This is a genomic window from Halobacillus halophilus DSM 2266, assembly GCF_000284515.1.
Lineage (GTDB): Bacteria > Bacillota > Bacilli > Bacillales > Halobacillaceae > Halobacillus > Halobacillus halophilus.
Window position 1 is genome coordinate 339,076 of sequence record NC_017668.1, and the last position, 20,856, is coordinate 359,931.

Here is a 20,856-nt window from a genome sequence, read left to right on the forward strand (position 1 = left end):
CGTTTTCAGACATGCTACAATAATAAATAGATGAACAGGAAAGAAAGGATGGTAGAGATGTTTGAATTATTTCTACCGATGCTTGAACGTTTGGGCATCATTGTTACCGTTGCTTTTATCATAACAAGATTTCGATTCTTCCGGGAACTCATTGACCGTAAAGCCTTAAATCGAAAGCAGCATTATATGGCAATTGCTTTTTTTGGACTGTTTGGAATGATTGGTACCTACACAGGAATCACTTATGATACCCAATCATTCGAATTCGGGAGTTGGGCTTATGAACTGAATGAGTCTGAAGCCATTGCAAACTCTAGGGTAATAGGGATCGTAGCTGCCGGGTTATTTGGTGGATATCGAATCGGTGCGGGGGCAGGCTTGATTGCTGGGTTACACCGATTTTCTCTGGGGGGATTCACGGGGTTAGCATGCGGGATTTCGGCTATTGTGGCAGGGATCATTGCTGGATTTTTTCATAAAAAAGATCAGCCATTAAAGTTGAAAACAGCCCTTCTGGTTGGAGGTCTGGCTGAAACGATTCAAATGGGGATTATTTTAGGAGTCGCACAACCTTTTGAGAGAGCATGGGAACTTGTCCAGGAAATAGGGCTGCCGATGATTGTGGCCAATGGTCTTGGCTCTGCGTTGTTTTTATTAATTATTCGAAACGTACTAAACGAGGAGGGAAAAGCCGGTGCTCTTCAAGCTCAGAAAGCATTGAAGCTTGCTGAATCCACCGTTTCACACCTTCGTCAGGGTTTAACGGAGAATTCTGCCCAAAAAGCCTGTCAGATTATCTATGAAGAAGTGAGGGTAAGCGCTATTTCAATGACGGATAAAGAATATATTCTTGCTCATGTCGGACAGGCAGATGACCATCACCAGGCGGGGAACACCATTCAAACACTCGCTACGCGTGAAGTTATTCAAAAAGGAGAAATGGTTGTCGCTGGCCACAGGGATATTAGTTGTGATCATACCGGATGCCCTTTAGGGGCAGCTGTTATTGCTCCTTTAAAACGAAAAAATGAAACAGTCGGTACTTTAAAGTTTTATGTTCGTTCCGAAAAAGAAATTTCAAATGTATTGATAGAGCTGATCCAGGGGCTAAGTGCGCTGCTTGGTCAGCAACTGGAAATCGCTGAAGCAGAAAAAGCACAGGAACTGGCGCGTGAAGCTGAAGTAAAAGCTTTGCAGGCCCAGGTTAATCCGCACTTTTTGTTTAACTCTTTGAATGTAATTGTTTCACTTACCCGCACGGAACCTGATCGAGCGAGGTCTTTGCTTATTGCTTTATCTAAGTTCTTTCGACAAAACCTTGGGGCCACCACAAAAAGGTGGACATCTCTTGCGGAGGAGCTATCACACGTAAGAGCCTACCTATACATTGAAGAAACACGGTTTGTCGATAAGCTTCATGTACACTACGATATAGAAGATCATGCCCTCTCGGCAAAGATTGCACCCCTTACCTTGCAGCCCTTAGTGGAAAATTGCATTAAGCATGGGATAAAAGATCAAGAGGGCGAGTCGGAGATTCTGATTCAGATAAAATATCTATCAGAGGGAGTCCGTGTATCCGTTAAAGATAACGGCAGCGGGATACTGCCGGAACGACTTCATCATTTAGGTTTAGAAGAAGTTACGTCTGAAATAGGCACAGGGCTTGGCTTATATAACGTAAACAAACGACTGGAACTGTTACACGGGAAAAATTCTAAGCTGCAGATAGAAAGTGAGCCTGGGCAAGGAACGAGGATTTCTTTCCTCATTCCTCATAATAAAGAGGAGGTGTCGGCATGAAAGGACCCATTCAGGCGTTAGTGGTAGATGATGAGCGTTTCAGCCGTGAAGAATTAATTCACTTGTTAAAGCAACACGAGGCTATTCAGGTGATAGGAGAAGCAGAGTCTGGTGACACGGCTATTATGAAAGTCCTTCAGCTACAGCCGGATGTTCTGTTTTTAGATGTGGAAATGCCCCGGATGGATGGAATGGAGGTGGCAAAGGCTGTTCAGGAACTGAAAAAGGTTCCGAAAATAATTTTTGCTACAGCCTATCCAGACTTTGCAGTGGATGCCTTTCGACACGACGCGATCGATTACCTTCTAAAGCCCTTTGACGAAGAACAACTAAAAGATGCAGTTGTTAAATTAGAAAAAAGATTCGCTCCTCAAATGGATGCTTCTCAGACTACTAACCAACCGCCTTCAAAGCTCGCTGTAGAAGGGGAAGATAATATTCATTATCTTGATCCTGAAAACATTGTGTACGTTTATCGCGAGGAGCGGTGGACCAAGATTGTTGGGAAAACCCATACCTATGAAACAAGAGCTCCATTAAAGGAAGTAGAACATCGGTTAAGAGGTTTCCCGTTTTTTCGCATTCATAAGAGTTATCTCGTAAACTTAGATTATGTGAACAGGCTGACGCCGTGGTTCAATGGCGCCTATCAATTAGAACTGCAGAGCAGAGAGGAGAAGCTATCGGTCAGCCGAAATTATGTGAAAGATTTAAGAAAACAATTGGAACTTTAAATCCCGGTCTGTTTTTTAGACCGGGATTTTTACATGTTAACCAGAATTTTCGACATGTTAATCAAAAACCCTACTGATGTAAGCGTTATCTTGTTACGATTCTTGTAAGCGATTACAAGAATAGATCGAGGGAGGAACTTTTTGTGATTACGTTTCTAATCAGTATCGGACTTTTAATCATTGGTTATTTCACGTATGGGAAATATGTTGAAAAAATATTTGGGGTAAATAAAGAAAGAACGACACCGGCTTATTCTCACAGTGATGGTGTGGATTATCTGCCGATGGGTCAAAAGAAGAATGCTTTGATACAATTATTAAATATAGCTGGGGTAGGTCCGATTTTCGGTCCCATATTAGGAGCGCTTTACGGACCAGTGGCTTTTCTCTGGATTGTTCTCGGTGCCATCTTTGCCGGGGCTGTTCATGACTATCTTACGGGGATGATTTCCATTCGTAATCGAGGGGCTCACTTGCCAGAACTGGCTGGGAAGTTCCTCGGGAAAGTAATGAAACACGTGGTTAACGCATTTTCTATCTTATTATTGCTACTAGTCGGGACCGTGTTCGTTACAGCTCCAGCTGATTTGCTTCATAACATGACGAGCAGCTGGCTGAGTCTACCGATTATCCTGCTTGCCATCTTTGCTTATTACTTATTAGCAACGATGCTGCCAATCGATAAAATTATCGGACGTTTCTATCCAATTTTCGGAGCTCTGCTTTTAATCAGTGCTATTGGGGTAGGAGTATCATTGGTCGTGACAGGAGCACCAATCCCTGAGCTGACTTTAACCAATATGCATCCGGATAATGCACCGATTTTTCCATTATTATTTTTAACTATCTCATGTGGGGCATTGTCAGGCTTCCATGCTACACAAACCCCAATTATTTCACGTACGACTCAGCAGGAAAAACAAGGTCGTCGCATTTTCTATGGAATGATGATTGCTGAAGGGATTATTGCTATGATCTGGGCAGCCGCAGCTATGAGCTTGTTCAACGGTTCAGGTGGTCTGAACGAAGTATTGGCAAGCGGCGGACCTGCAGCGGTTGTTAGTGAAGTCTCCGTGGCCATGCTTGGTGCTGTCGGAGGAACGCTAGCCATACTTGGTGTTATTATTCTGCCAATCACTTCGGGAGATACAGCTTTCCGCAGTGCCCGTATGATTATTGCAGATTATATCAAAGTATCCCAGAAGAAAATTATGAGCCGTGTTTGGATTGCTGTTCCGATGTTTGTCATTTCATTCGCGTTGACTCGTATAGACTTCACCCTTTTATGGAGATATTTCTCCTGGGCGAACCAGTCGACAGCGGTTATTGCCCTGTGGGTAGGTGCGATGTACTTGTTTTTATCTCGTAAAAATTACTTTATTGCCGCTATACCAGCAACCTTTATGACTATGGCAACCTTTACGTATATTATTAACGCTCCGATTGGGTTCAATCTTCCTTTGAATATATCCTATCTATTAGCAGCTATTATTACAGTTGCGATTGTCACAGCTTTTTTCATTGCCGCGCGCCGTGGTTTAAGCAAGGATATTCCATTAGAAGAAGATTTAAAACCCACAGCCTGATAAAACAGATAAAACATCCATCAGAGAGATCTGGTGGATGTTTTTATATGTCTTGAACTTCACTTTCCGAAAAGTATCTCGATTAATTCGGAATAGTGTAGGTCAGCCATTCTATAAGAATCCTTCAATGTTCTTTTAACTGCACCTTTTTAATAAGGTTTGTAATTTTAATAAATAAGTTATTACAAAAAAAGGGAAATTGTCTTTTAAGGCCGCTTTCTGAGCCATTAAATGTCTTAATTTGTTAATCAAAGAGGATTTGGTGAATATCTGTTCCTTATTCAGGGTATGGTTCTTGTAGGATAATTGAAAGGAGAGGTAGATAATATGAGTAAAGCTATTCAAAATGATCAAGGAAGATTTTATATAGGCGATCAGGGTAAACCTGATGCCCATCTGGACTTTGAAGAACACGGAGACACTATGAAAATCTTAAGCACCGTCGTTGTCCCTTCTGAAAGAGAGAACGGTCTAGGAAGTGACTTAGTTGATCATGCTGTTAACTACGCGAGAGAAAATAAACTTGTAATAGACCCAGTATGCTCCTTCGCCCATGAGGTGATTAAAGATACTCCAGAATACCACGTGGTTTGGAAAAAATAGTGAAGAACACTGACTAATCAAAATTGTGATTTTCATCGTTTCTTCCTCTGGATAATAAGTAATGAATAAACTAACCAGATAAATAGAGAGGGGGATACAAATGATGAGAGCAATGCTGATTGTCAATCCTTCATCCGGAAAAGAAGAAGCAGTAGATTATGTAGAAAAAATTGAAGAGATCTTAAATGGTAAAGGATATGAAGTTAAAGTATCTCAAACGGAAAAAGAATTCGATGCCATGAAATATTGTCAAAACGCTTGTAAGGATGAATTTGATTTAGTGGTGTCTTTAGGCGGAGACGGCACATTGAATGAAACGATTAACGGAATGGTGGATCAGACACATCGTCCGTTACTCGGCATCGTACCGCTCGGGACTGTCAATGATTTCGCCAGAGCTCTTAAAATTCCTTTAGAGCCCAAAAAAGCCGTAGATGTGCTCCGCTCGGATCGCTCAAAGAAAGTAGACATTGGCCGATTTAACGACCGTTATTTCGTGAATATTGTAGCTGTAGGGGCTCTGGCCGAAGCTACTTATGAAGTCAGCCCGGAACAAAAAACCAAATTTGGGCCGCTATCTTATGTCATGGAGGGGTTAAAAACCTTATCTGGCAATACCGGCTATCCTTTAAGGATTGAATATGAAGACAAAGTATGGGAAGGTGAGTCTTTTCTTTTCCTCGCTGCTTTAACAAATTCTACTGGAGGATTAGAAAATCTTTCACCACAGGCAGAAGTAAATGATGGACTCTTACATTGTTACGTAATAAAAAATGTAAATTTTGTCCGGCTGGCTACTATTGTATCGTCGATTCTGAGAGGGAATCTTAAAGATCAGAGTGATGTAGAGTACTTCACTGCACAGAACCTGGAGATTACGTCTTCTGAAAACCTGGTTACCAATGTAGACGGAGAAGAAGGAGATTCACTTCCAGTATCTATTCATGTTAAACCATCGCATATCGATGTGATCGTCGAATAAACGGGAAAAGGCTGTCTCACATTTACTGAGACAGCCTTTTTATGCTTTAGTGATATTTATTGTCTAGAGAAGAGATTGAAAAGTGATAAGAATATTATGACGAATGAGAATAAGGCCAAGCCAATTGCACCCACATAGAAGAATAACGCTGAAAAAAATTCATTGTCTGCTATTGTTCCAAATTCAGATAGCCAGAGTAAAAAGAAGCTCGCTACTACTGCTGCTAAGTAATTAAAGAACGAATTATCAAAATTTAACCCAACCATTTTGCACCCCTCCTTTACTAACACTATATGTACCATCAACTGTTAATATTTCTGAACGTTGAAAATTTTTTGTTACACAGTAAGGGAGTTTGGTGGACAAGCTGGGGTTATGGATAAAAGTGACGACTTGGATCGAAATATAAAAAAAGACCCCTCTTTGCAGACCAAAGAGGGGCATGGCAGTGCGCTTCTAAATGAAGGGAGACATGCCATGAAAGCTACAGGTCTATTTTTCCTGGCGGGGAAAAATAGATAGGGTGATTCGACGTAAGAGACAAAAGAGAGAACAGATATAAGTCCAGTAAAACGGAAAAGCCATCTTTTCAGACCATTAATCTTTATTAAATAACTATTATCGAGGGAATGAAATAGTTAATTATCTCTTTTGATATTATTATTGTACCATTGATAACCTGGCTTCTGCTTTGGGAAAAAGCCTTACGAAACCTTTAAATCATTAGTGTTTTTTTGAACGTTTTTTCTCAACTTTTGGATTCAAATGGAAAAAAAGGTATTATTTTGACGAATTTAATTGTAGGAAGCAGGAGGATGAGGTAAACTTTAGTTACTAATGTACAATGAGGTGGATGTATGAATTTTGGCAGCTTGAATTTTTTGATTCAAATGCAGAGCATGTCTATGATGAGCCTTTATTCAAATAAGAATCAAACCAACAATGATAACAATAGGGATATGACTTTCCATAATTTATTGGAAGCAGCCTTCTCGCAACCTCCGGCCACTAGTGCGGTTCAGCCGCAAGCGAGAATAACTAGCTTCACAACTTTTCAGGTCCAGCCTATACATATGGAATCCAATAAAGAAACTCAAGAGGCTCCTGTATCTGATAACCACCGTGAAGCAGGAAAAACAAGTAACCCAGAAGAATCGAAAGAAGTAAAAGAAACAGATAATACAAAGGGAAAAGATCAGGATATTGAGCAAATTATTAAAAAAGCTTCTCAACATTATGGCATAGATGAAAAATTGATTCGATCCGTAGTTCAGGCTGAATCCAATTATAATGCAGATGCGGTCAGCCACGCCGGTGCACAAGGGCTTATGCAGCTGATGCCTGCAACGGCCGAAGGAATGGGGGTTAAAGATCCATTTAATCCTGAAGAAAACGTGATGGGGGGAACGAAGTATTTAAAACAGATGCTCGATCGTTATGATGGAGATTCCCGATTAGCGCTGGCTGCTTACAACGCTGGCCCGGGAAATGTAGATAAATATGGAGGGGTTCCGCCATTCCAGGAAACTCAAAATTATGTAAGTAAAGTATTAGCTCATGTATAAAAGCCTTGCCACTAAAAAGTGGCAAGGCTTTTACTTATCCAATTCGATCTCTTGACTCATTTGCAGGTACTGATTAAATACTTTAATCATTTCTTGAAGACGGTTTCGTACGTCTTCATCAATCAGTTCACCTTGAGTGGAGAAGTGGTTTGTGTGAGTGTACACGTAATTAGGTGTAACCATGCACCTAAAGTAGTTTAAAATCGGCTTAAGCTGGTTTTCGATGACCAGGTGGTGCTGCAGGGTTCCGCCGTTCGCTACAATGGATACAGGTTTATATCGCATAGCAAGTGGGGATACAGCATCAAACACATTCTTTAAAGTTCCTGGTATCGAACCTTGAAATATAGGAGCCGCAATAACATAAGCGTTTGCATTCTCTACTTCTTTAATGAGCTGCTGCATGTCTTCATTATATTCATCGGTCGGACGGCCATCTACGAATTGCAGTTCATAGTTTTCTAAATCAATGATTTTTGTTTCGTGGGATTCAGGCAGCATTTGAATGTATTTGTCAATTTCATCGAGTAAAGTTCTCGTTTTCTTTCCGACTATGGTACCATTCAGTAACAGGATTTTCATTAAAGATTTCTCCCCTTTATCTCTTCCGGCATTCTTTATAAAAAAGGTTGCAGCAAGTATATATGTAACGATCACAACCAAGAGCAGGAACTTTTCTTTTTATGTTAAAGCATACGTTTTAATTAAGCAATTGTGACTGAAGGAGTAAAAATCAGTGCCCTCAGGGTATAGAAATAGACAAGGGAAAGGAGGGGAGCTGGTGCTCAGATTATGGCGCAGAATTAAATTTGTCTTCAATGTAAGGAAATCCGTTCCCTTTATGCTGCGTTTTTTTCGTTCGAATGAAGTAAGCGTAAGAAAAAAATGGCTTTCTGTATTATTTCTTTTAGGTTATATACTCTTTCCATGGGATGTGATTCCTGACTTTCTGGTTCTATTCGGTATATTTGATGATTTAACCGTATTTACTTATATTACCCAATGGATGGTGAAGACTGCTCCGCTTTCTTTAAAGGAAGATTTTAGAATAGAAGAAAGGTAGCAAGGTTTAGAGAGCATGAATTTGAGGTAAACCTATGTTGTGAATGATTATAATACAAAATCAAGGAGTGATGATATTGAGTAACGTAATGTTTACAGCTCATGCAACAGCGCAAGGCGGACGTAATGGCCATGTTAAATCTGATGATGGTTTAATCGATCTGAACCTTGTAATGCCTGGTGAAGGTGACGAAAAAGGATCTAATCCTGAACAGCTATTTGCTGCGGGCTACTCCGCTTGCTATGATGGCGCATTAAACCTGGTTGCAAGCAAGAAGAAGAAAGATATCGAATCTGAAATCACTGCTGATGTAAGTTTACTAAAAGATGAATCAGATAACGGCTTTAAAGTAGGTGTGGTTCTGAACGTGCAAGTTAAAGGAGTTTCTCAAGAAGAAGCGGAAGAGCTTGCTGAGGAAGCGCATAAAGTATGCCCTTACTCTAAAGCAACAAGCGGCAACATTAATGTAGAAATTAATACAAAAGCCGTTTAATAAACCTATGGAAACACCTCCAGAATTTGGAGGTGTTTTTTTGTGGGAAAAAGTACAAACCATATACTTATAGAGGATCTATAAGCTTTTTCAATTCATATGTAGGGCACGTTTGTGGTATTTTATAGTCGAAGGAGATGTCTTTATATGAAAATAACAGATGGAGCTAGAGATTTGTTACTTCAGATCCTAGAAGAAGAAGAGGCCGCCTGTTTACGTTTGTACTTTGCTGGATATGGATGTGGAGAGCCTGACATTGGAATGACAATTGGTGAGCCTGAAGCAGATGATGAATTGTATCATTTAAACGCTATTCCAGTAGCGATTGATAAACGAATTGAACACTTGACCGCAGAGTTAACCATTGAAGGGAAACAAACGATGGAGGGACCTAAGTTTCAGATGGTCGGCTTACCCGAAAAAGACTGCTAAGCAAAAAAACAACCCACATGACTAGAATGTGGGTTTATTTAAATGCTCTATAAAACGTATCTTATTGCTGACTTTTTTCTTAGAGATTGATTAAGCTATAGGGCCGGATAGTTGAAGACTTGATTTCGAGATATTGGTTATGAGGAAGGTCCTTCGGGGGACGATTTCGCTTTCCGTGGGCATGTGGTAAGCTTCCTCAGGCTTCGCCTTCCGGGATCTTACCGATCATGTTCATCCCACAGGAGTCTTCATCGTCCCCCTCCGGACCTTGCCGAATCAGAAACTCGAAACGACTTAAGATAACTTCTTCATGATGAGCAAAAAGAGCATGTGAATATGGCTGTTTTCGTACTATAAAGATGTGAAATAGCCTTTCATATAAGCATTTCAGGCAAGTAATAGAGGAAAGGAGTCTCTCTCTTTTCGAAGGGTCCGTTTTCACAATTAGGTTGGTTGGTGGGAAATGGCGAGACTCCCATGGGAGAAGGGACTAGGTGAGATCCCGCAGGGAGTGAAACGAGCGAGGAAGCTCCTGGTAAGAAGGAGGATCGACTAAAGTCGCCACGTCCTGTGGCAACGTCGATCGACCCTACATCCTGCAGGGCCATAGGAAAGCGAGTTATTTCCCCACCAGCCCTTTTCCACATAGAGTAACGGACCCAAGTTATCTCGAAACAGAGTCTTCAAGTAATGGGAGCTTTACTGTACAAGCAGCTAGGCGGTTTAATAGCCTATGAAAGAAAGATAGAAAGGACTTGAAACATCATGATGGCCACAGGACACCAAGTCGTTGGAATAACATTTGGAATAGGAGCTTTAACCTTACTTCCGCAGCTAGTCCCTCATGCTGATGAGCCATTTTCAGCGGTTTTTTTCTTAGGTTTTGTTTTATTTGGATCACTTTTACCCGATATCGATATGCCGAACTCGAAATTAGGACATAAGTTCTGGCGAGGGCTACTTACTCTTTTCACTCTTGCATTTATAATTTACTTATTTGTGCCACGGTATCTTGATTTATACAGAGAGGAACTGAAAGTTTTTCTTATGCTTTTACTTCCTATTTTGCTCATGATTAGAAGTCACCGCAAAATGACTCATTCTTTATTATTCGTTGGAATGTTAATTGGATACAGCTGGTTTATTGAAGAGTGGCTGAACATACAATGGTTTTATTTATCAGGGCTGATTATTGGAGTTATTTCACATTTATCAGCTGATTACGTAACAAAGAGAGGAATTCCTCTTGTTTATCCTTTTTCAAGCAAACATAAGCGTTTCTTTATTACGTTTAGAACAGGATCGGCAATAGAGAAAGCAGTAGTGTATAGTTTAGTATTATGGAATGTCTGGTATATAAACTTGATATTTTAATTGATACATTTCAGCTATTCTTAATAAAAGATGAAAAATGATTGCTTTTTCTTAATAATAAGAACCCAAAGGATACCTTTACTTAAAATTTACCTTAAATTTACAAAATAATCTGACAGATTGCTAGACTTTACCAATAAAATACAATAAAATGGAAAATAGGTAATGCGGAAGGGATGAAGCTGGATGGTCAGTTATCAGGTTATTGAACCTAGTCCTTTGCATCAATTACAAATAAACTATACCTCATCCTTATATGATATATATATCCCCTTATTAAAAAAACTGTCTAAACAAGAAGCCACATTTCAGGCAAGCCGGTACTGCTTGACTCATCCGCCTAAGTATTTAGAGGATCAAATCGCCTATCTTGAATTTCTTTATATGAATGATTTTCTTAGGGAGATGGACACCCTCCTTCAAAACAATAACTTAGACCCCCAGCTCATTTATTTATATAGGCTGCTATTAAACCGACTGAATAGCAAACCATCAAAAGCGCAATTACAGTCATTGCAAAAAGAAAAATTCCTCCATCCATCTCTTCACTGCTTACATCTTTTTACGATTATCTACTACTATTATGATTTAAAAGAATATACAGGACTTGATAAGTACCTGGAACAAATTGATGAAGTTATAAGTACCGTTAACGAGCCCCTGACTCTTTACTATATGAGGATCAGGTATCATGAATTACTGTTCCAGCATTATTGGAAAACGAATAACCCGCTTCTTGCTAAGAAATATGCTTATAAAATTACCAATACAGAATTATCCCCGAAGAAAATCTGCCGGATTTATCATAATTTGGCCCTATGCAATTTATATACAGACTATCGAACTTCCATGGAACAAGCTGTAAAGGCATTTGAAGCTGCAGAAAAGGATAGTTTAAAACGATGGGCTGCTATTATTAAAAACCATACGATTCCTTTCATTGCTGCTTACCATCTTCAAACAGAAAAAATGACAACGCCTGACCCCATAGAAACAGCCCATTTAGCCATAGCGGACAAAGAGTTTACTAAAGCGATAGCCATTCTGGAAAATCTGGAAACATGGACTTCGTTTCAAGAGTGTTATATGGGAGCAGCGAGTAAGAATATTCGCCTGTTGGAAAATGCCCATCATCGATTTATTCATGAACTTGGAGATCAATTCTTTGCGCTTTTACCTAGACACTATTTGAAGCGTTTTTGAACTACCCCCACTTACTCGCTGACACTCCTTGAAGTTGGGGGATTCCTAAGAGCACGAACCTAACGGTTCGTTCAAATGATTAGGCTAGCCCCGTCGCACCGACGGTTGTAAGGATTCTTTGAATCTCCTTCAATATATTGAAGCTCGCATTTAGGTCGCGGTCGTGGTGGCAGCCGCAATCTGGGCAATCCCACGTTCGAACAGCGAGATTCTTCACCTCATTGTTTTGGTATCCGCACTTGGAACACAGCTGTGAACTCGCAAAAATTTTCGATACGGTTACCAACTGCTTCCCGTACCATTTTGCTTTGTATTCGAGCATAGACGTGAACATCGACCAGCTCACATCACTAATCGATTTGGATAGTTTTCGGTTTTTGAGCATATTGGAAATTTGGAGATTTTCTACACCGATCACATCGTGGTTTTTGATGATTTCGGTAGAAATCTTATGCAGATAATCTTTGCGGGAGTTCGCTATCTTCTCGTGAAGTCTAGCTACTTTAATACGTTGCTTATGCCAATTCGAAGATCCCTTTTCCCTTCGGGAAAGGATACGTTGAGCTTTTGCTAGTTTCTTTTCGGTCTTACGTAGGTATCGTGGGTTTTGATAGGTGGCGCCATTCGAGAGAGTAGCGAAGTCTTTCAATCCGAGATCAATGCCAACATACGTGTTGGATTTAGGAAGTTCCTGAATATCTGTTTGAACAAGAATGGATACAGAATATTTTCCGCTCGGATTGCGGCGAACCGTCGCACTCAAGATGCGACCTTTCACTTCACGGCTCTTGGCAAATCTCACAAGTCCCAGCTTAGGCAGTTTGATTTTGCGATCCTGGATGGCAATATTTCCGTTTGTGCATTTTGTGGTGTAGGACTGGACTCTGTTCTTCTTTGATTTGAACCGTGGAGCTTGGTTTTGCTTTTTGAAAAACCGTTCATAAGCGTCAGAAAGATGTTTGACCGACGTTTGGATGGCCGTGCTATCCACTTCCTTTAACCAAAGGAATTCTCTTTTAAGGTTGGGTAGTTGCTTGGAACAAGTAGAGTAACTCAAACCTTTTCCGGTTTCCTTGTAGGCACTGCTCCATTCGGAGAGGAAATGATTGAAGACAAAACGAGCGCAACCGATTGTCTTAGCGATGAGCGATTCTTGGGTTTTATTTGGATAGATACGAAAGTCATACGCTTTATGCTTCAACCTTTCCACCTCCTAACTAGGAACATATGTTCTTACTTTAGGATATCACGGAAGGGAGAATATTCAAAGGCATTCATCTCCCCCTTGTCACCGGTCTTCGACACGGCGCTTGAAGAGGGAGTCTTCTGCCGATGAATGATAAAATAAGGGGAGGTAGAAGAAAATGAAAAGACGTTTAACTGTAATTCTCTTAGGTTTAATGCTGGCCGCAGGGACATTTGGATCGGCACCCCTTGCATTTGATAATGAGAAAGATCAAACACTTGGAGAAAGCTCGGAAGTTACTCTGGCAAAATTTAAGGCTCATGACCCGGGAGATTTAGGCATGGGGTAAAGATGGTTTGAATAAAGACGAAAAAGCTGCCTCCTATGAAAGGGGGCAGCTTTTTCATTATCTGGCCTTGCGGTGCTGTTCAATTTTTTGTTGAGCAGGTTCTTCTTTTCTAATCATCTTCGTAAATGCATAGACAAAGAGTATGATCACTATGGTAAACGGTAAAGCAGAAACAAGGGAAGCAGTCTGTAAGGCATTTAGCCCGCCTGCTAACAGCAGAACTCCAGCAATGGCCGCCATTAGAACACCCCAAACAATTTTAATAATAAGCGGAGGGGTTAAGCTTCCATTAGTCGTCATACTAGCTAGAATGTACGTAGCAGAGTCCGCTGAGGTAATTAAAAATGTTGCAATTAACAAGATGGATAAAATAGATAGTACTCCCGTCATGGGAAGATGCTGGTAGGTTTCAAACAATGCTAAAGTTACGTCATTGTTAACCGCTTCAGCTATGTTTGTTCCGTTATTCAAATCGCTGTTTAAGGCTGTTCCTCCAAAAGTAGCAATCCACAAGCATGCAATTAATGGTGGTACAATCAGCACCCCAAAGATGAATTCCCTGATGGACCTTCCCCTCGATACACGGGCTACGAAGGTTCCAACGAATGGAGACCAGGCAATAACCCATGCCCAGTAGAAGATGGTCCATTCCCTAAGCCAGCTGCCCCCTCCATCTTCATAAGGAGTGAGACGAAGACTGTAGCCTACAAAGTTTGTAATATAATCTCCAAGTCCTAATGTGAAGGTGTTAAGTATAAATACAGTAGGTCCTGCTATGAATACGAAGGCTAGTAAAACCATACATAAACCGAGGTTCACGTTACTTAGCCACTTAATTCCTTTATTTAACCCTGTACTGGAAGAGGCTAAATAAAGGACAAGAAGTACAGCGGTAATGGCAAGCTGGATCGTTGTGTTATTCGGCACATCGAATACGGCTTTTAGGCCACCGTTCATTTGCAGAATGCCAAGTCCAAGTGAGGTAGCGATTCCCATAACCGTGGCAATCACAGCAAGTGAGTCAATAAAGGTCTTAACGCCTTTGTTTTTACCCAGCACTGGTTCAAGGGCGGTAGAGATTAAACCGCTCTTATTTTGCCTGAACTGTAAAAATCCGATTAAGAGGCCGACAATGGCGAAAACAGACCATTGATTGATACCCCAGTGAAAAAAAGAATATCCCATAGAAATCCGAGCCGCTTCTTCTGTCTGTGCGTCAAGCGTATTAAATGGTGTTGTAAAAAAATGGCTCATTGGTTCGGCTACGCCCCAAAACACTAAGCCTGCTCCAAACCCTGCAGAGAAAAGCATGCCGATCCAAGTGAAGAACGGGTACTCTGGTTCGGAGTCCGGGGGGCCGATTTTTATTTTCCCGTACTTACTTAGGGCTAGAGCACCTAAGAAGATAACGAAACCAAATACAGAGATGAGGTAAAACCAACCGAAATTTTTCGTTGTAAAACCAAATAAAGTGGTGGCTACACTGCCAAACCCTTCAGGATTGACGGCACCTATGACTACTAATATGGAGATCACAGAGGCCGAAATAAAAAATACTGGATTTTTCATACTGACTCCTTTCTTGGAACTGATTTTGATAAATAGATGAATCAATTAATTCAAATAATATTGATGATTTTATTCCCTTAAATTTCCTAATAAAAACATGTAATAGGATATATGTAGAAGTGACTCTAGTTTTTAACGGGTACTGGATTCAAATTCGCTCTTCAATATTCCCATAAGAATGGTGTCATAGTAGCTTCCTTGAACAAATTCATTTCTACGAAGCCTGCCCTCTCGCTGAAATCCAGTTTTTTCGTATAACCGGAGGGCTTGATGATTTCCGCTCCAGGTATCAAGCTGCACCCTTTCTAAGTTAAGGGTATAAAAAAGATGATTGAGCAAAGTGTAAATAATATCTTTTCCATATCCCCGCCCCCAGTAATCTCGTTCACCAATTGTGAGCCCAATTTCTGCCGCTCTTGTGACGGGGTTTAAATTTCGATAATCACATTTGCCAATAGGTTCTTGTGTTGCTTTTGAATAAACAATAAAAACAGTTCCATGTTCCCATAAATGGTGTGAATTCAGATTTTTTTCATATTGGGCTTGAAGAGCTTCCAGAGGGTTATTATTCTGGTTCGCTGATTCACTTCCTGAACTAAGAAAAGTAAGGGACTCATCATTGGCCCATGTGTGAAGATTCTCCAAATCTTTTCGGGACACAGGCCACAAATCTACTAAACGTCCTTTTAACATATCCCACCTCCTATGCCTCATTATTCGACTAAATATTGGATTTGTCAAAAAACACTGAATTTTTATTTAGGATCATTCTAGTCAATCATTCTAAGGTAAGGAGGTATTCTGATTGTTTGACTCATGTGTGCAAGTGAAGGAGTTTATGAAGGGCTATCAAGGTCACTGGTGGATCGCGGGTGGATGGGCGATTGACCTTCATATAGGCGAAGAAATAAGAGAACACGAAGATCTCGATATAGCTGTATTAAGGGACGAGCAGTTTTTGCTCCGATCACACTTTAAGAACTGGAAAATGGAGTATATTAAAGAAGGAAGTGGAGTAAATTGGAAAGTGGGAGATTGGCTTGGAACCCCCATTCACGAGATTCATTCCACGAATCATTCTGGAGAACATATAGAGTTTTTATTAAATGATAGAAAAGGGGACTATTGGCACTTTAGGCGCAACAGCAACATTGGATTCCCGCTTAGTTACATGCATCTTCGGTCTGAGCAGGGAGTACCTTATTTAAATCCGGAAATTGTCCTTCTTTACAAAGCAAAGTACACGAGTGAAAAGGATAACCAGGATTTTCACTATATATTTCCCCACTTAAATGAACGTCAAAAGGAATGGCTCAAGCAGAGTTTGATGCATCACCAGCCTGATCATGCTTGGTTAGAAAAATTATTATTTTAAAGGAAATCCTTAAGATTTTTCGTACTTAAATGATATGGTGGGGAAGTGAGTTAAACAGGAAGGGAGAAAGAAGTTAATGAACAGAGAGAAGATTTGGGTTAAAGTGCGAGACAGTTTCTGGTTTCTTCCAACTCTTTACAGCCTTATATCGATCATTTCAGTTATTCTAATAAGTTTTGTGGACTTATGGATCGTTCCGCAAGTTCAGGAAAGTATGCCGAAAATATTTTTAACCGAAAAAAGTGTGGCAACGACCCTGTATGGGTCGCTGATTACGTCGATACTTACGATGACAACCATTAGCTTTTCAACCATTATGGTGGTGCTGACTACTTATTCCACTCAGTTTTCGCCGCGTACTTTACAGGATTTTATGAAAAGCCGAGTGACCCAGCATGTATTGGGTGTTTATTCATTTGGATTTATCTTTGCTCTCGTCAATTTATTATTACTTGGGGGTACTCAGAAGAAAGGTCTGGTCAGTCCCTTTTTAACAGTAGTCGTATCCATCATTTGTTTAGGATTTTTCATCCTGTTTATTCACCATTCGTCCCGCTTTTTACAAGTGAACAATTTAATTGGTGATATCCGCAAAACCACTTCGAATGTTATTGCTAATACGTTCAAGGAAAAGAGTTATAATGAATCAACAGAGTGGGATGAAAAAGATTTGGAAAGTTTGAAACAGAATAGCCAAGGAGTCATTTTTGCCAACGAATCGGGTTATCTTCAAGGAATGCAGATGGGATTATTCATTCAGTGGGCTGTAAAAAATGATTTATTTATTGAAGCCAACACGTTAATTGGAGATTACATTCAGAAGGGGATGCCTTTATTTTATTATTGGAAAGAGGACTCTTCAGAAGAAATTAAACCGGAACAAGCCCTGCAGTATATAATAGTCGGAAATGAGAGGACAGATATACAGGACATTGAATTCTCGATTCAAAAACTCGTTGAAATTGCCGTAAAAGCAATCTCACCTAGTATTAATGATCCACATACAGCGGTTAACTGCATCAACCGAATAGGTTCGCTGCTGGCTGAATTAGGTTCAGTTTATGAGCCGATCCGCTATTATGCTGACGATAGCAATAATCTTCGGCTGAAGATTGAGCCAAGGGAATTTCACGATTATCTGTATACCAGCTTCTACCAGATGCGCATCTATGGAAGCCACGATTTTTCTGTGATGAACGGAGTGATTGAGGCTCTCTATAAAATCTCTGTTGTTCATGATGAAAAGATTAAAGAAGATGTATGGAGATTTGGACGTTATATGATGAAAGCTGTCGATACAAAGAGTATGGACCAGCTGGATTTTGAATATTTTGATAAGCAGGCTCAGAAGTTAGCCTCAGCCTGTAATAAAACCGTTCAGTTCCCACGTCCATATTAGATATTCCCACCTTCCCGAGGCTATCGACATTTTTTACAGTTTTTAGACAAATTGTTTACAATTTTGAGGATGGGGTAACAGTTAATTAGTCCTCAATTACCATTTCCTCGCAATTATCTATTGATGTAAAAAAAGTTGAGCACCGGAAAGGAGAAAATGATGAGAAAAGTTACGTCGGTTTTTTGGATTACTCTAGCCATAGCCTTATTTTCAGTTATTTGGGGGGCTGTTGCACCGGGAAATCTTGAAAGTATTACAGGCTCGATACAGTCGTTTATTTCTGTACACTTCGGCTGGTATTATCTATTAATCGTTACGGGTTTTGTCATTTTTTGTATTTATATGATCTTCAGTCCGTATGGGAAGATTAAACTGGGAAAACCTTCAGATAAGCCGGATTACAACTATGCCACATGGTTTGCAATGTTATTCAGTGCAGGTATGGGAATTGGGCTGGTTTTCTGGGGGGCTGCTGAACCAATTTACTTTTACGCAAAGAATGCTCCAACTGCAGAAACTGGCACACCTGAAGCTCTGAATGAGACTATGCAGTTCGTGTATTTTCACTGGGGAGTTCATGCCTGGGGAATCTATGCAATTGTTGCTTTAGTACTCGCCTACTTTAAATTCCGCCGGGGTTCACCGGCTCTCGTAAGTGCAACTTTAGAGCCGCTTTTTGGAGATAAGATGAAAGGTCCCTGGGGGAAAGCGGTTGACGTGGTTGCTGTGTTTGCAACAATTGTAGGTGTAGCTACCACTTTAGGATTCGGAGCAGCACAAATCAATGGAGGACTTACATTCCTAACGCCTATTAAAGACTCGTTTACTGTACAGCTGATTATTATTGGAATCGTAACTGTCTTGTTTATGATGTCGGCTTACACGGGTCTTAGTAAAGGGATCAAATATCTGAGTAATACTAATATGGTTTTAGCATTACTTCTTTTAGTGATGATGATGGTAATAGGTCCTACCTTGTTCATTATGAATATGTTTACAGATACGATTGGAGCTTATTTGCAGAACTTGCCTTCCATGAGTTTTAGATTAGCTCCGAATAGTGAAGAGAACCGTTCTTGGATTAACAGTTGGACCGTATTCTACTGGGCGTGGTGGATCGCCTGGTCTCCATTTGTCGGTATATTTATTGCCCGTGTGTCCAAAGGGCGTACAATTAGAGAGTTTCTATCCGGTGTCTTGTTAGTGCCTTCCGTGATAGGATTTCTATGGTTCTCCGCCTTTGGTTCTTCGGCCATTAAAGTTCAGCAGGGTGGTGAAACGGACTTATCTGAACTAGTTACGGAACAGACACTCTTTGGTGCTTTCGATAACTATCCTTTAGGGTTGATAATGTCCATTATTGCGATGATTCTAATTGGAACTTTCTTTATTACCTCTGCCGATTCAGCGACGTTCGTATTAGGTATGCAGACTACGAATGGCTCGTTAACGCCGCCGACCATGGTTAAATTCGCCTGGGGGATTATCCAGTCCTCCATGGCAGCTGTGTTATTGTATTCTGGCGGCTTACAAGCCTTGCAAAATGCTCTCATTTCGGCAGCATTTCCATTCTCGTTTATTATGATTCTCATGGTTGTATCACTTTACAAAGCACTGCGTGCTGATAAAGCTGCTATAGAGAAAGAACATAGAGATTCTGAGGAAAAAACCTCTGCATAGAATAGGGGATAAAGGGGCCGGGTCAAATCCGGTCCTTTATTTATGCAAGAAGAATGATTGATTGAAGGCAATTTTTAGGATAAATTAAAAAAGGATCATAAAATCATAGACAAGTACGATAGAATAAGTGACACTTGGAATTGATTGAAAAGGAGTATTGAACATGTGGGAATGGAGAAATATTTACCGTGGTATGCTTATGGGAGCAAGTGATGTTGTCCCGGGCGTGAGCGGTGGTACAATTGCGGTAGTCCTCGGTATCTATGATCGTCTAATTGAAGCGATCAATGGTTTCTTTACAAAGGAATGGAAAAAGCATCTTAAATTCTTACTGCCGTTAGGAATAGGTGTTGTTACGTCTATTCTGCTGTTGGCAAGATTAATAGAGTGGTTATTTGAGCATTACCCTGGTCCCACTCAGTTTTTTTTCCTGGGATTGATTATAGGGGTGCTTCCTTACTTAACACATAAAGCGGATGTGAAGCATAAATTTAAAGCGAACCATTATCTCATTTTACTCATTGGCGCAGTACTCGTGGCTTCAATGGCATTTTTTCAGACGAATGAAACGGAACCTATGCAGAACTTGACGTTTTCCACCTATATTCTTCTGTTCTTTTCGGGCTGGATTGCGAGCAGTGCCATGATCCTGCCAGGGATAAGCGGGTCTTTCATACTGCTGATTATTGGGGTTTACTCTACCGTAGTCGGTGGAGTATCAGATTTGAAATTTGATATTATAGCAGTGGTCGGATTAGGAATTCTATTTGGTATTGTCGTTATGAGTAAGATTGTTAAATTCTTTTTGGAGAATTATACTTCAGGGACCTTTGCCCTAATCATTGGTTTAGTTATTGGGTCAGTATTTGTTATTTTCCCTGGTGTACCGGGAAGCGCAGCATTATGGTTGGTAAGTGCCTTGGCGTTCATTGGAGGTCTTGTGGTTGCATGGCTTCTGGGCCGTGTGGAATATAAATAAGCAAATCATAAGACAAAAGCATTCTTACCGATTATCATATGGATAAGAATCTGTTTAAAAGGAGAATGATAAGCATGGAATCAATTCATACGATAGAGAAATTTAACGAAACAATTGAGAGTGAGCAACCGGTTATTATTAAGTTCCAGGCAGACTGGTGCCCGGACTGCCGTCGAATGGATATGTTTATCGGAGAAGTTTTAGAGGAATATAATCAGTATCGTTGGTACGACGTTAATCGTGATGAAATTTCGGAAGTTGCAGATAAGTATGAGGTTATGGGTATTCCAAGTTTGTTGATTTTTAAACAAGGTGAAAAAATAGCGCATTTGCATAGTGCGGACGCAAAAACCCCTGAAGAAGTAGAAGAGTTTCTGCAGACAAGTCTCTAAAGTAAACGTCCACATGGTCTATTTAGAGTGACCTAGAAAAATGAGACGTAATAAAACACCTTCAAAGTTGTAATACTACACTTGGAGGT

22 protein-coding genes are annotated in these 20,856 nt (G+C 40.4%); 17 read left to right on the plus strand and 5 right to left on the minus strand.

Features of this window, described 5'->3' with window-relative positions:
• Positions 1-57 precede the first annotated feature (57 nt).
• The 5 genes from HBHAL_RS01740 (at position 58) to HBHAL_RS01760 (ending at position 5,708) form a co-directional block, all read left to right on the plus strand.
• Positions 58-1,803 carry a sensor histidine kinase gene (locus HBHAL_RS01740; protein WP_041601508.1) on the plus strand — a complete coding sequence of 582 codons (1,746 nt, stop codon included), beginning with the start codon at positions 58-60 and terminating at the stop codon, positions 1,801-1,803.
• Complete coding sequence (locus HBHAL_RS01745) at positions 1,800-2,537, plus strand: LytR/AlgR family response regulator transcription factor (protein ID WP_014641616.1); 738 nt, start codon at positions 1,800-1,802, stop codon at positions 2,535-2,537. The genes HBHAL_RS01740 and HBHAL_RS01745 overlap by 4 nt, the downstream gene beginning before the upstream one ends.
• 143 nt (positions 2,538-2,680) lie before the next feature.
• The gene (locus tag HBHAL_RS01750) at positions 2,681-4,123 is read left to right on the plus strand and encodes a carbon starvation CstA family protein (protein WP_014641617.1); all 1,443 of its coding nucleotides are present in this window, start codon (positions 2,681-2,683) and stop codon (positions 4,121-4,123) included.
• 327 nt (positions 4,124-4,450) lie between these two features.
• Positions 4,451-4,726 carry a GNAT family N-acetyltransferase gene (locus HBHAL_RS01755; RefSeq protein WP_014641618.1) on the plus strand — a complete coding sequence of 92 codons (276 nt, stop codon included), beginning with the start codon at positions 4,451-4,453 and terminating at the stop codon, positions 4,724-4,726.
• Positions 4,727-4,826: 100 nt separating this feature from the next.
• Positions 4,827-5,708, plus strand: a complete 882-nt coding sequence (locus HBHAL_RS01760) for a diacylglycerol/lipid kinase family protein (RefSeq protein WP_014641619.1) — start codon at positions 4,827-4,829, stop codon at positions 5,706-5,708.
• 56 nt (positions 5,709-5,764) lie between these two features.
• Here HBHAL_RS01760 and HBHAL_RS01765 read toward each other — a convergent pair whose 3' ends face one another.
• On the minus strand, positions 5,765-5,974 hold the full coding sequence (locus HBHAL_RS01765) for a hypothetical protein (RefSeq protein WP_041601148.1): 210 nt from the start codon (positions 5,972-5,974) through the stop codon (positions 5,765-5,767).
• Between the two features lie 591 nt (positions 5,975-6,565).
• On the opposite strand from HBHAL_RS01765, the gene HBHAL_RS21905 reads away from it, so the two are divergent.
• Positions 6,566-7,273, plus strand: coding sequence for a lytic transglycosylase domain-containing protein (locus tag HBHAL_RS21905; protein ID WP_014641621.1), 708 nt, complete (start codon positions 6,566-6,568; stop codon positions 7,271-7,273).
• A gap of 30 nt (positions 7,274-7,303) precedes the next feature.
• Here HBHAL_RS21905 and HBHAL_RS01775 read toward each other — a convergent pair whose 3' ends face one another.
• Positions 7,304-7,855: an NADPH-dependent FMN reductase gene (locus HBHAL_RS01775; protein ID WP_014641622.1), complete on the minus strand. Its 552-nt coding sequence runs from the start codon at positions 7,853-7,855 to the stop codon at positions 7,304-7,306.
• Between the two features lie 199 nt (positions 7,856-8,054).
• On the opposite strand from HBHAL_RS01775, the gene HBHAL_RS01780 reads away from it, so the two are divergent.
• From HBHAL_RS01780 to HBHAL_RS01805, 5 genes are all read left to right on the plus strand, one after another.
• Complete coding sequence (locus tag HBHAL_RS01780) at positions 8,055-8,336, plus strand: YkvA family protein (RefSeq protein ID WP_041601149.1); 282 nt, start codon at positions 8,055-8,057, stop codon at positions 8,334-8,336.
• Between the two features lie 76 nt (positions 8,337-8,412).
• Positions 8,413-8,829 (plus strand): organic hydroperoxide resistance protein, encoded by a 417-nt coding sequence (locus tag HBHAL_RS01785; RefSeq protein ID WP_014641624.1) that lies wholly within the window; start codon positions 8,413-8,415, stop codon positions 8,827-8,829.
• A gap of 147 nt (positions 8,830-8,976) precedes the next feature.
• Positions 8,977-9,261, plus strand: coding sequence for an iron-sulfur cluster assembly accessory protein (locus tag HBHAL_RS01790; RefSeq protein ID WP_014641625.1), 285 nt, complete (start codon positions 8,977-8,979; stop codon positions 9,259-9,261).
• A gap of 765 nt (positions 9,262-10,026) precedes the next feature.
• A complete protein-coding gene (locus HBHAL_RS01800; protein ID WP_014641626.1) occupies positions 10,027-10,635 on the plus strand; it encodes a metal-dependent hydrolase in 609 nt (202 codons plus the stop codon).
• Positions 10,636-10,821: 186 nt separating this feature from the next.
• Complete coding sequence (locus tag HBHAL_RS01805) at positions 10,822-11,838, plus strand: AimR family lysis-lysogeny pheromone receptor (protein WP_014641627.1); 1,017 nt, start codon at positions 10,822-10,824, stop codon at positions 11,836-11,838.
• A 79-nt stretch (positions 11,839-11,917) separates the two neighbouring features.
• Here HBHAL_RS01805 and tnpB read toward each other — a convergent pair whose 3' ends face one another.
• Complete coding sequence (tnpB, locus tag HBHAL_RS01810; protein WP_014641628.1) at positions 11,918-13,048, minus strand: IS200/IS605 family element RNA-guided endonuclease TnpB; 1,131 nt, start codon at positions 13,046-13,048, stop codon at positions 11,918-11,920.
• 154 nt (positions 13,049-13,202) lie between these two features.
• Between tnpB and HBHAL_RS21305 the strand changes: the two genes are divergently transcribed.
• Complete coding sequence (locus HBHAL_RS21305; protein ID WP_014641629.1) at positions 13,203-13,373, plus strand: hypothetical protein; 171 nt, start codon at positions 13,203-13,205, stop codon at positions 13,371-13,373.
• 57 nt (positions 13,374-13,430) lie between these two features.
• Here the strand turns inward: HBHAL_RS21305 and HBHAL_RS01815 are convergent, their stop codons facing one another.
• Both HBHAL_RS01815 and HBHAL_RS01820 read right to left on the minus strand, forming a co-directional pair.
• Entirely contained in the window at positions 13,431-14,942 is a 1,512-nt protein-coding gene (locus HBHAL_RS01815; RefSeq protein ID WP_014641630.1) for a BCCT family transporter, read from the minus strand.
• Between the two features lie 132 nt (positions 14,943-15,074).
• Positions 15,075-15,635, minus strand: coding sequence for a GNAT family N-acetyltransferase (locus HBHAL_RS01820; protein WP_014641631.1), 561 nt, complete (start codon positions 15,633-15,635; stop codon positions 15,075-15,077).
• Positions 15,636-15,747: 112 nt separating this feature from the next.
• Between HBHAL_RS01820 and HBHAL_RS01825 the strand changes: the two genes are divergently transcribed.
• The 5 genes from HBHAL_RS01825 (at position 15,748) to HBHAL_RS01845 (ending at position 20,767) form a co-directional block, all read left to right on the plus strand.
• On the plus strand, positions 15,748-16,317 hold the full coding sequence (locus tag HBHAL_RS01825; RefSeq protein WP_014641632.1) for a nucleotidyltransferase domain-containing protein: 570 nt from the start codon (positions 15,748-15,750) through the stop codon (positions 16,315-16,317).
• A 76-nt stretch (positions 16,318-16,393) separates the two neighbouring features.
• Positions 16,394-17,716, plus strand: coding sequence for a DUF2254 domain-containing protein (locus HBHAL_RS01830; RefSeq protein ID WP_014641633.1), 1,323 nt, complete (start codon positions 16,394-16,396; stop codon positions 17,714-17,716).
• A 159-nt stretch (positions 17,717-17,875) separates the two neighbouring features.
• Positions 17,876-19,396, plus strand: coding sequence for a glycine betaine uptake BCCT transporter (locus HBHAL_RS01835; protein ID WP_014641634.1), 1,521 nt, complete (start codon positions 17,876-17,878; stop codon positions 19,394-19,396).
• Positions 19,397-19,559: 163 nt separating this feature from the next.
• Positions 19,560-20,375 carry a DUF368 domain-containing protein gene (locus HBHAL_RS01840; protein ID WP_014641635.1) on the plus strand — a complete coding sequence of 272 codons (816 nt, stop codon included), beginning with the start codon at positions 19,560-19,562 and terminating at the stop codon, positions 20,373-20,375.
• 38 nt (positions 20,376-20,413) lie between these two features.
• Positions 20,414-20,767 (plus strand): thioredoxin family protein, encoded by a 354-nt coding sequence (locus tag HBHAL_RS01845; RefSeq protein ID WP_145955967.1) that lies wholly within the window; start codon positions 20,414-20,416, stop codon positions 20,765-20,767.
• Positions 20,768-20,856 lie beyond the last annotated feature (89 nt).

What these genes read in the sequence shown, in the direction of transcription:
- HBHAL_RS21305 (WP_014641629.1), top strand. Translation starts at nt 13,203, where the DNA reads ATGAAAAGACGTTTAACTGTAATTCTCTTAGGTTTAATGCTGGCCGCA.
- HBHAL_RS01760 (WP_014641619.1), top strand. Translation starts at nt 4,827, where the DNA reads ATGATGAGAGCAATGCTGATTGTCAATCCTTCATCCGGAAAAGAAGAA.
- HBHAL_RS01830 (WP_014641633.1), top strand. Translation starts at nt 16,394, where the DNA reads ATGAACAGAGAGAAGATTTGGGTTAAAGTGCGAGACAGTTTCTGGTTT.
- HBHAL_RS01835 (WP_014641634.1), top strand. Translation starts at nt 17,876, where the DNA reads ATGAGAAAAGTTACGTCGGTTTTTTGGATTACTCTAGCCATAGCCTTA.
- HBHAL_RS01755 (WP_014641618.1), top strand. Translation starts at nt 4,451, where the DNA reads ATGAGTAAAGCTATTCAAAATGATCAAGGAAGATTTTATATAGGCGAT.
- HBHAL_RS01840 (WP_014641635.1), top strand. Translation starts at nt 19,560, where the DNA reads ATGTGGGAATGGAGAAATATTTACCGTGGTATGCTTATGGGAGCAAGT.
- HBHAL_RS01790 (WP_014641625.1), top strand. Translation starts at nt 8,977, where the DNA reads ATGAAAATAACAGATGGAGCTAGAGATTTGTTACTTCAGATCCTAGAA.
- HBHAL_RS01775 (WP_014641622.1), bottom strand. Translation starts at nt 7,855, where the DNA reads ATGAAAATCCTGTTACTGAATGGTACCATAGTCGGAAAGAAAACGAGA.
- HBHAL_RS01800 (WP_014641626.1), top strand. Translation starts at nt 10,027, where the DNA reads ATGATGGCCACAGGACACCAAGTCGTTGGAATAACATTTGGAATAGGA.
- HBHAL_RS01765 (WP_041601148.1), bottom strand. Translation starts at nt 5,974, where the DNA reads ATGGTTGGGTTAAATTTTGATAATTCGTTCTTTAATTACTTAGCAGCA.
- HBHAL_RS01805 (WP_014641627.1), top strand. Translation starts at nt 10,822, where the DNA reads ATGGTCAGTTATCAGGTTATTGAACCTAGTCCTTTGCATCAATTACAA.
- HBHAL_RS21905 (WP_014641621.1), top strand. Translation starts at nt 6,566, where the DNA reads ATGAATTTTGGCAGCTTGAATTTTTTGATTCAAATGCAGAGCATGTCT.
- HBHAL_RS01740 (WP_041601508.1), top strand. Translation starts at nt 58, where the DNA reads ATGTTTGAATTATTTCTACCGATGCTTGAACGTTTGGGCATCATTGTT.
- HBHAL_RS01820 (WP_014641631.1), bottom strand. Translation starts at nt 15,635, where the DNA reads ATGTTAAAAGGACGTTTAGTAGATTTGTGGCCTGTGTCCCGAAAAGAT.
- HBHAL_RS01745 (WP_014641616.1), top strand. Translation starts at nt 1,800, where the DNA reads ATGAAAGGACCCATTCAGGCGTTAGTGGTAGATGATGAGCGTTTCAGC.
- HBHAL_RS01845 (WP_145955967.1), top strand. Translation starts at nt 20,414, where the DNA reads ATGGATAAGAATCTGTTTAAAAGGAGAATGATAAGCATGGAATCAATT.
- HBHAL_RS01815 (WP_014641630.1), bottom strand. Translation starts at nt 14,942, where the DNA reads ATGAAAAATCCAGTATTTTTTATTTCGGCCTCTGTGATCTCCATATTA.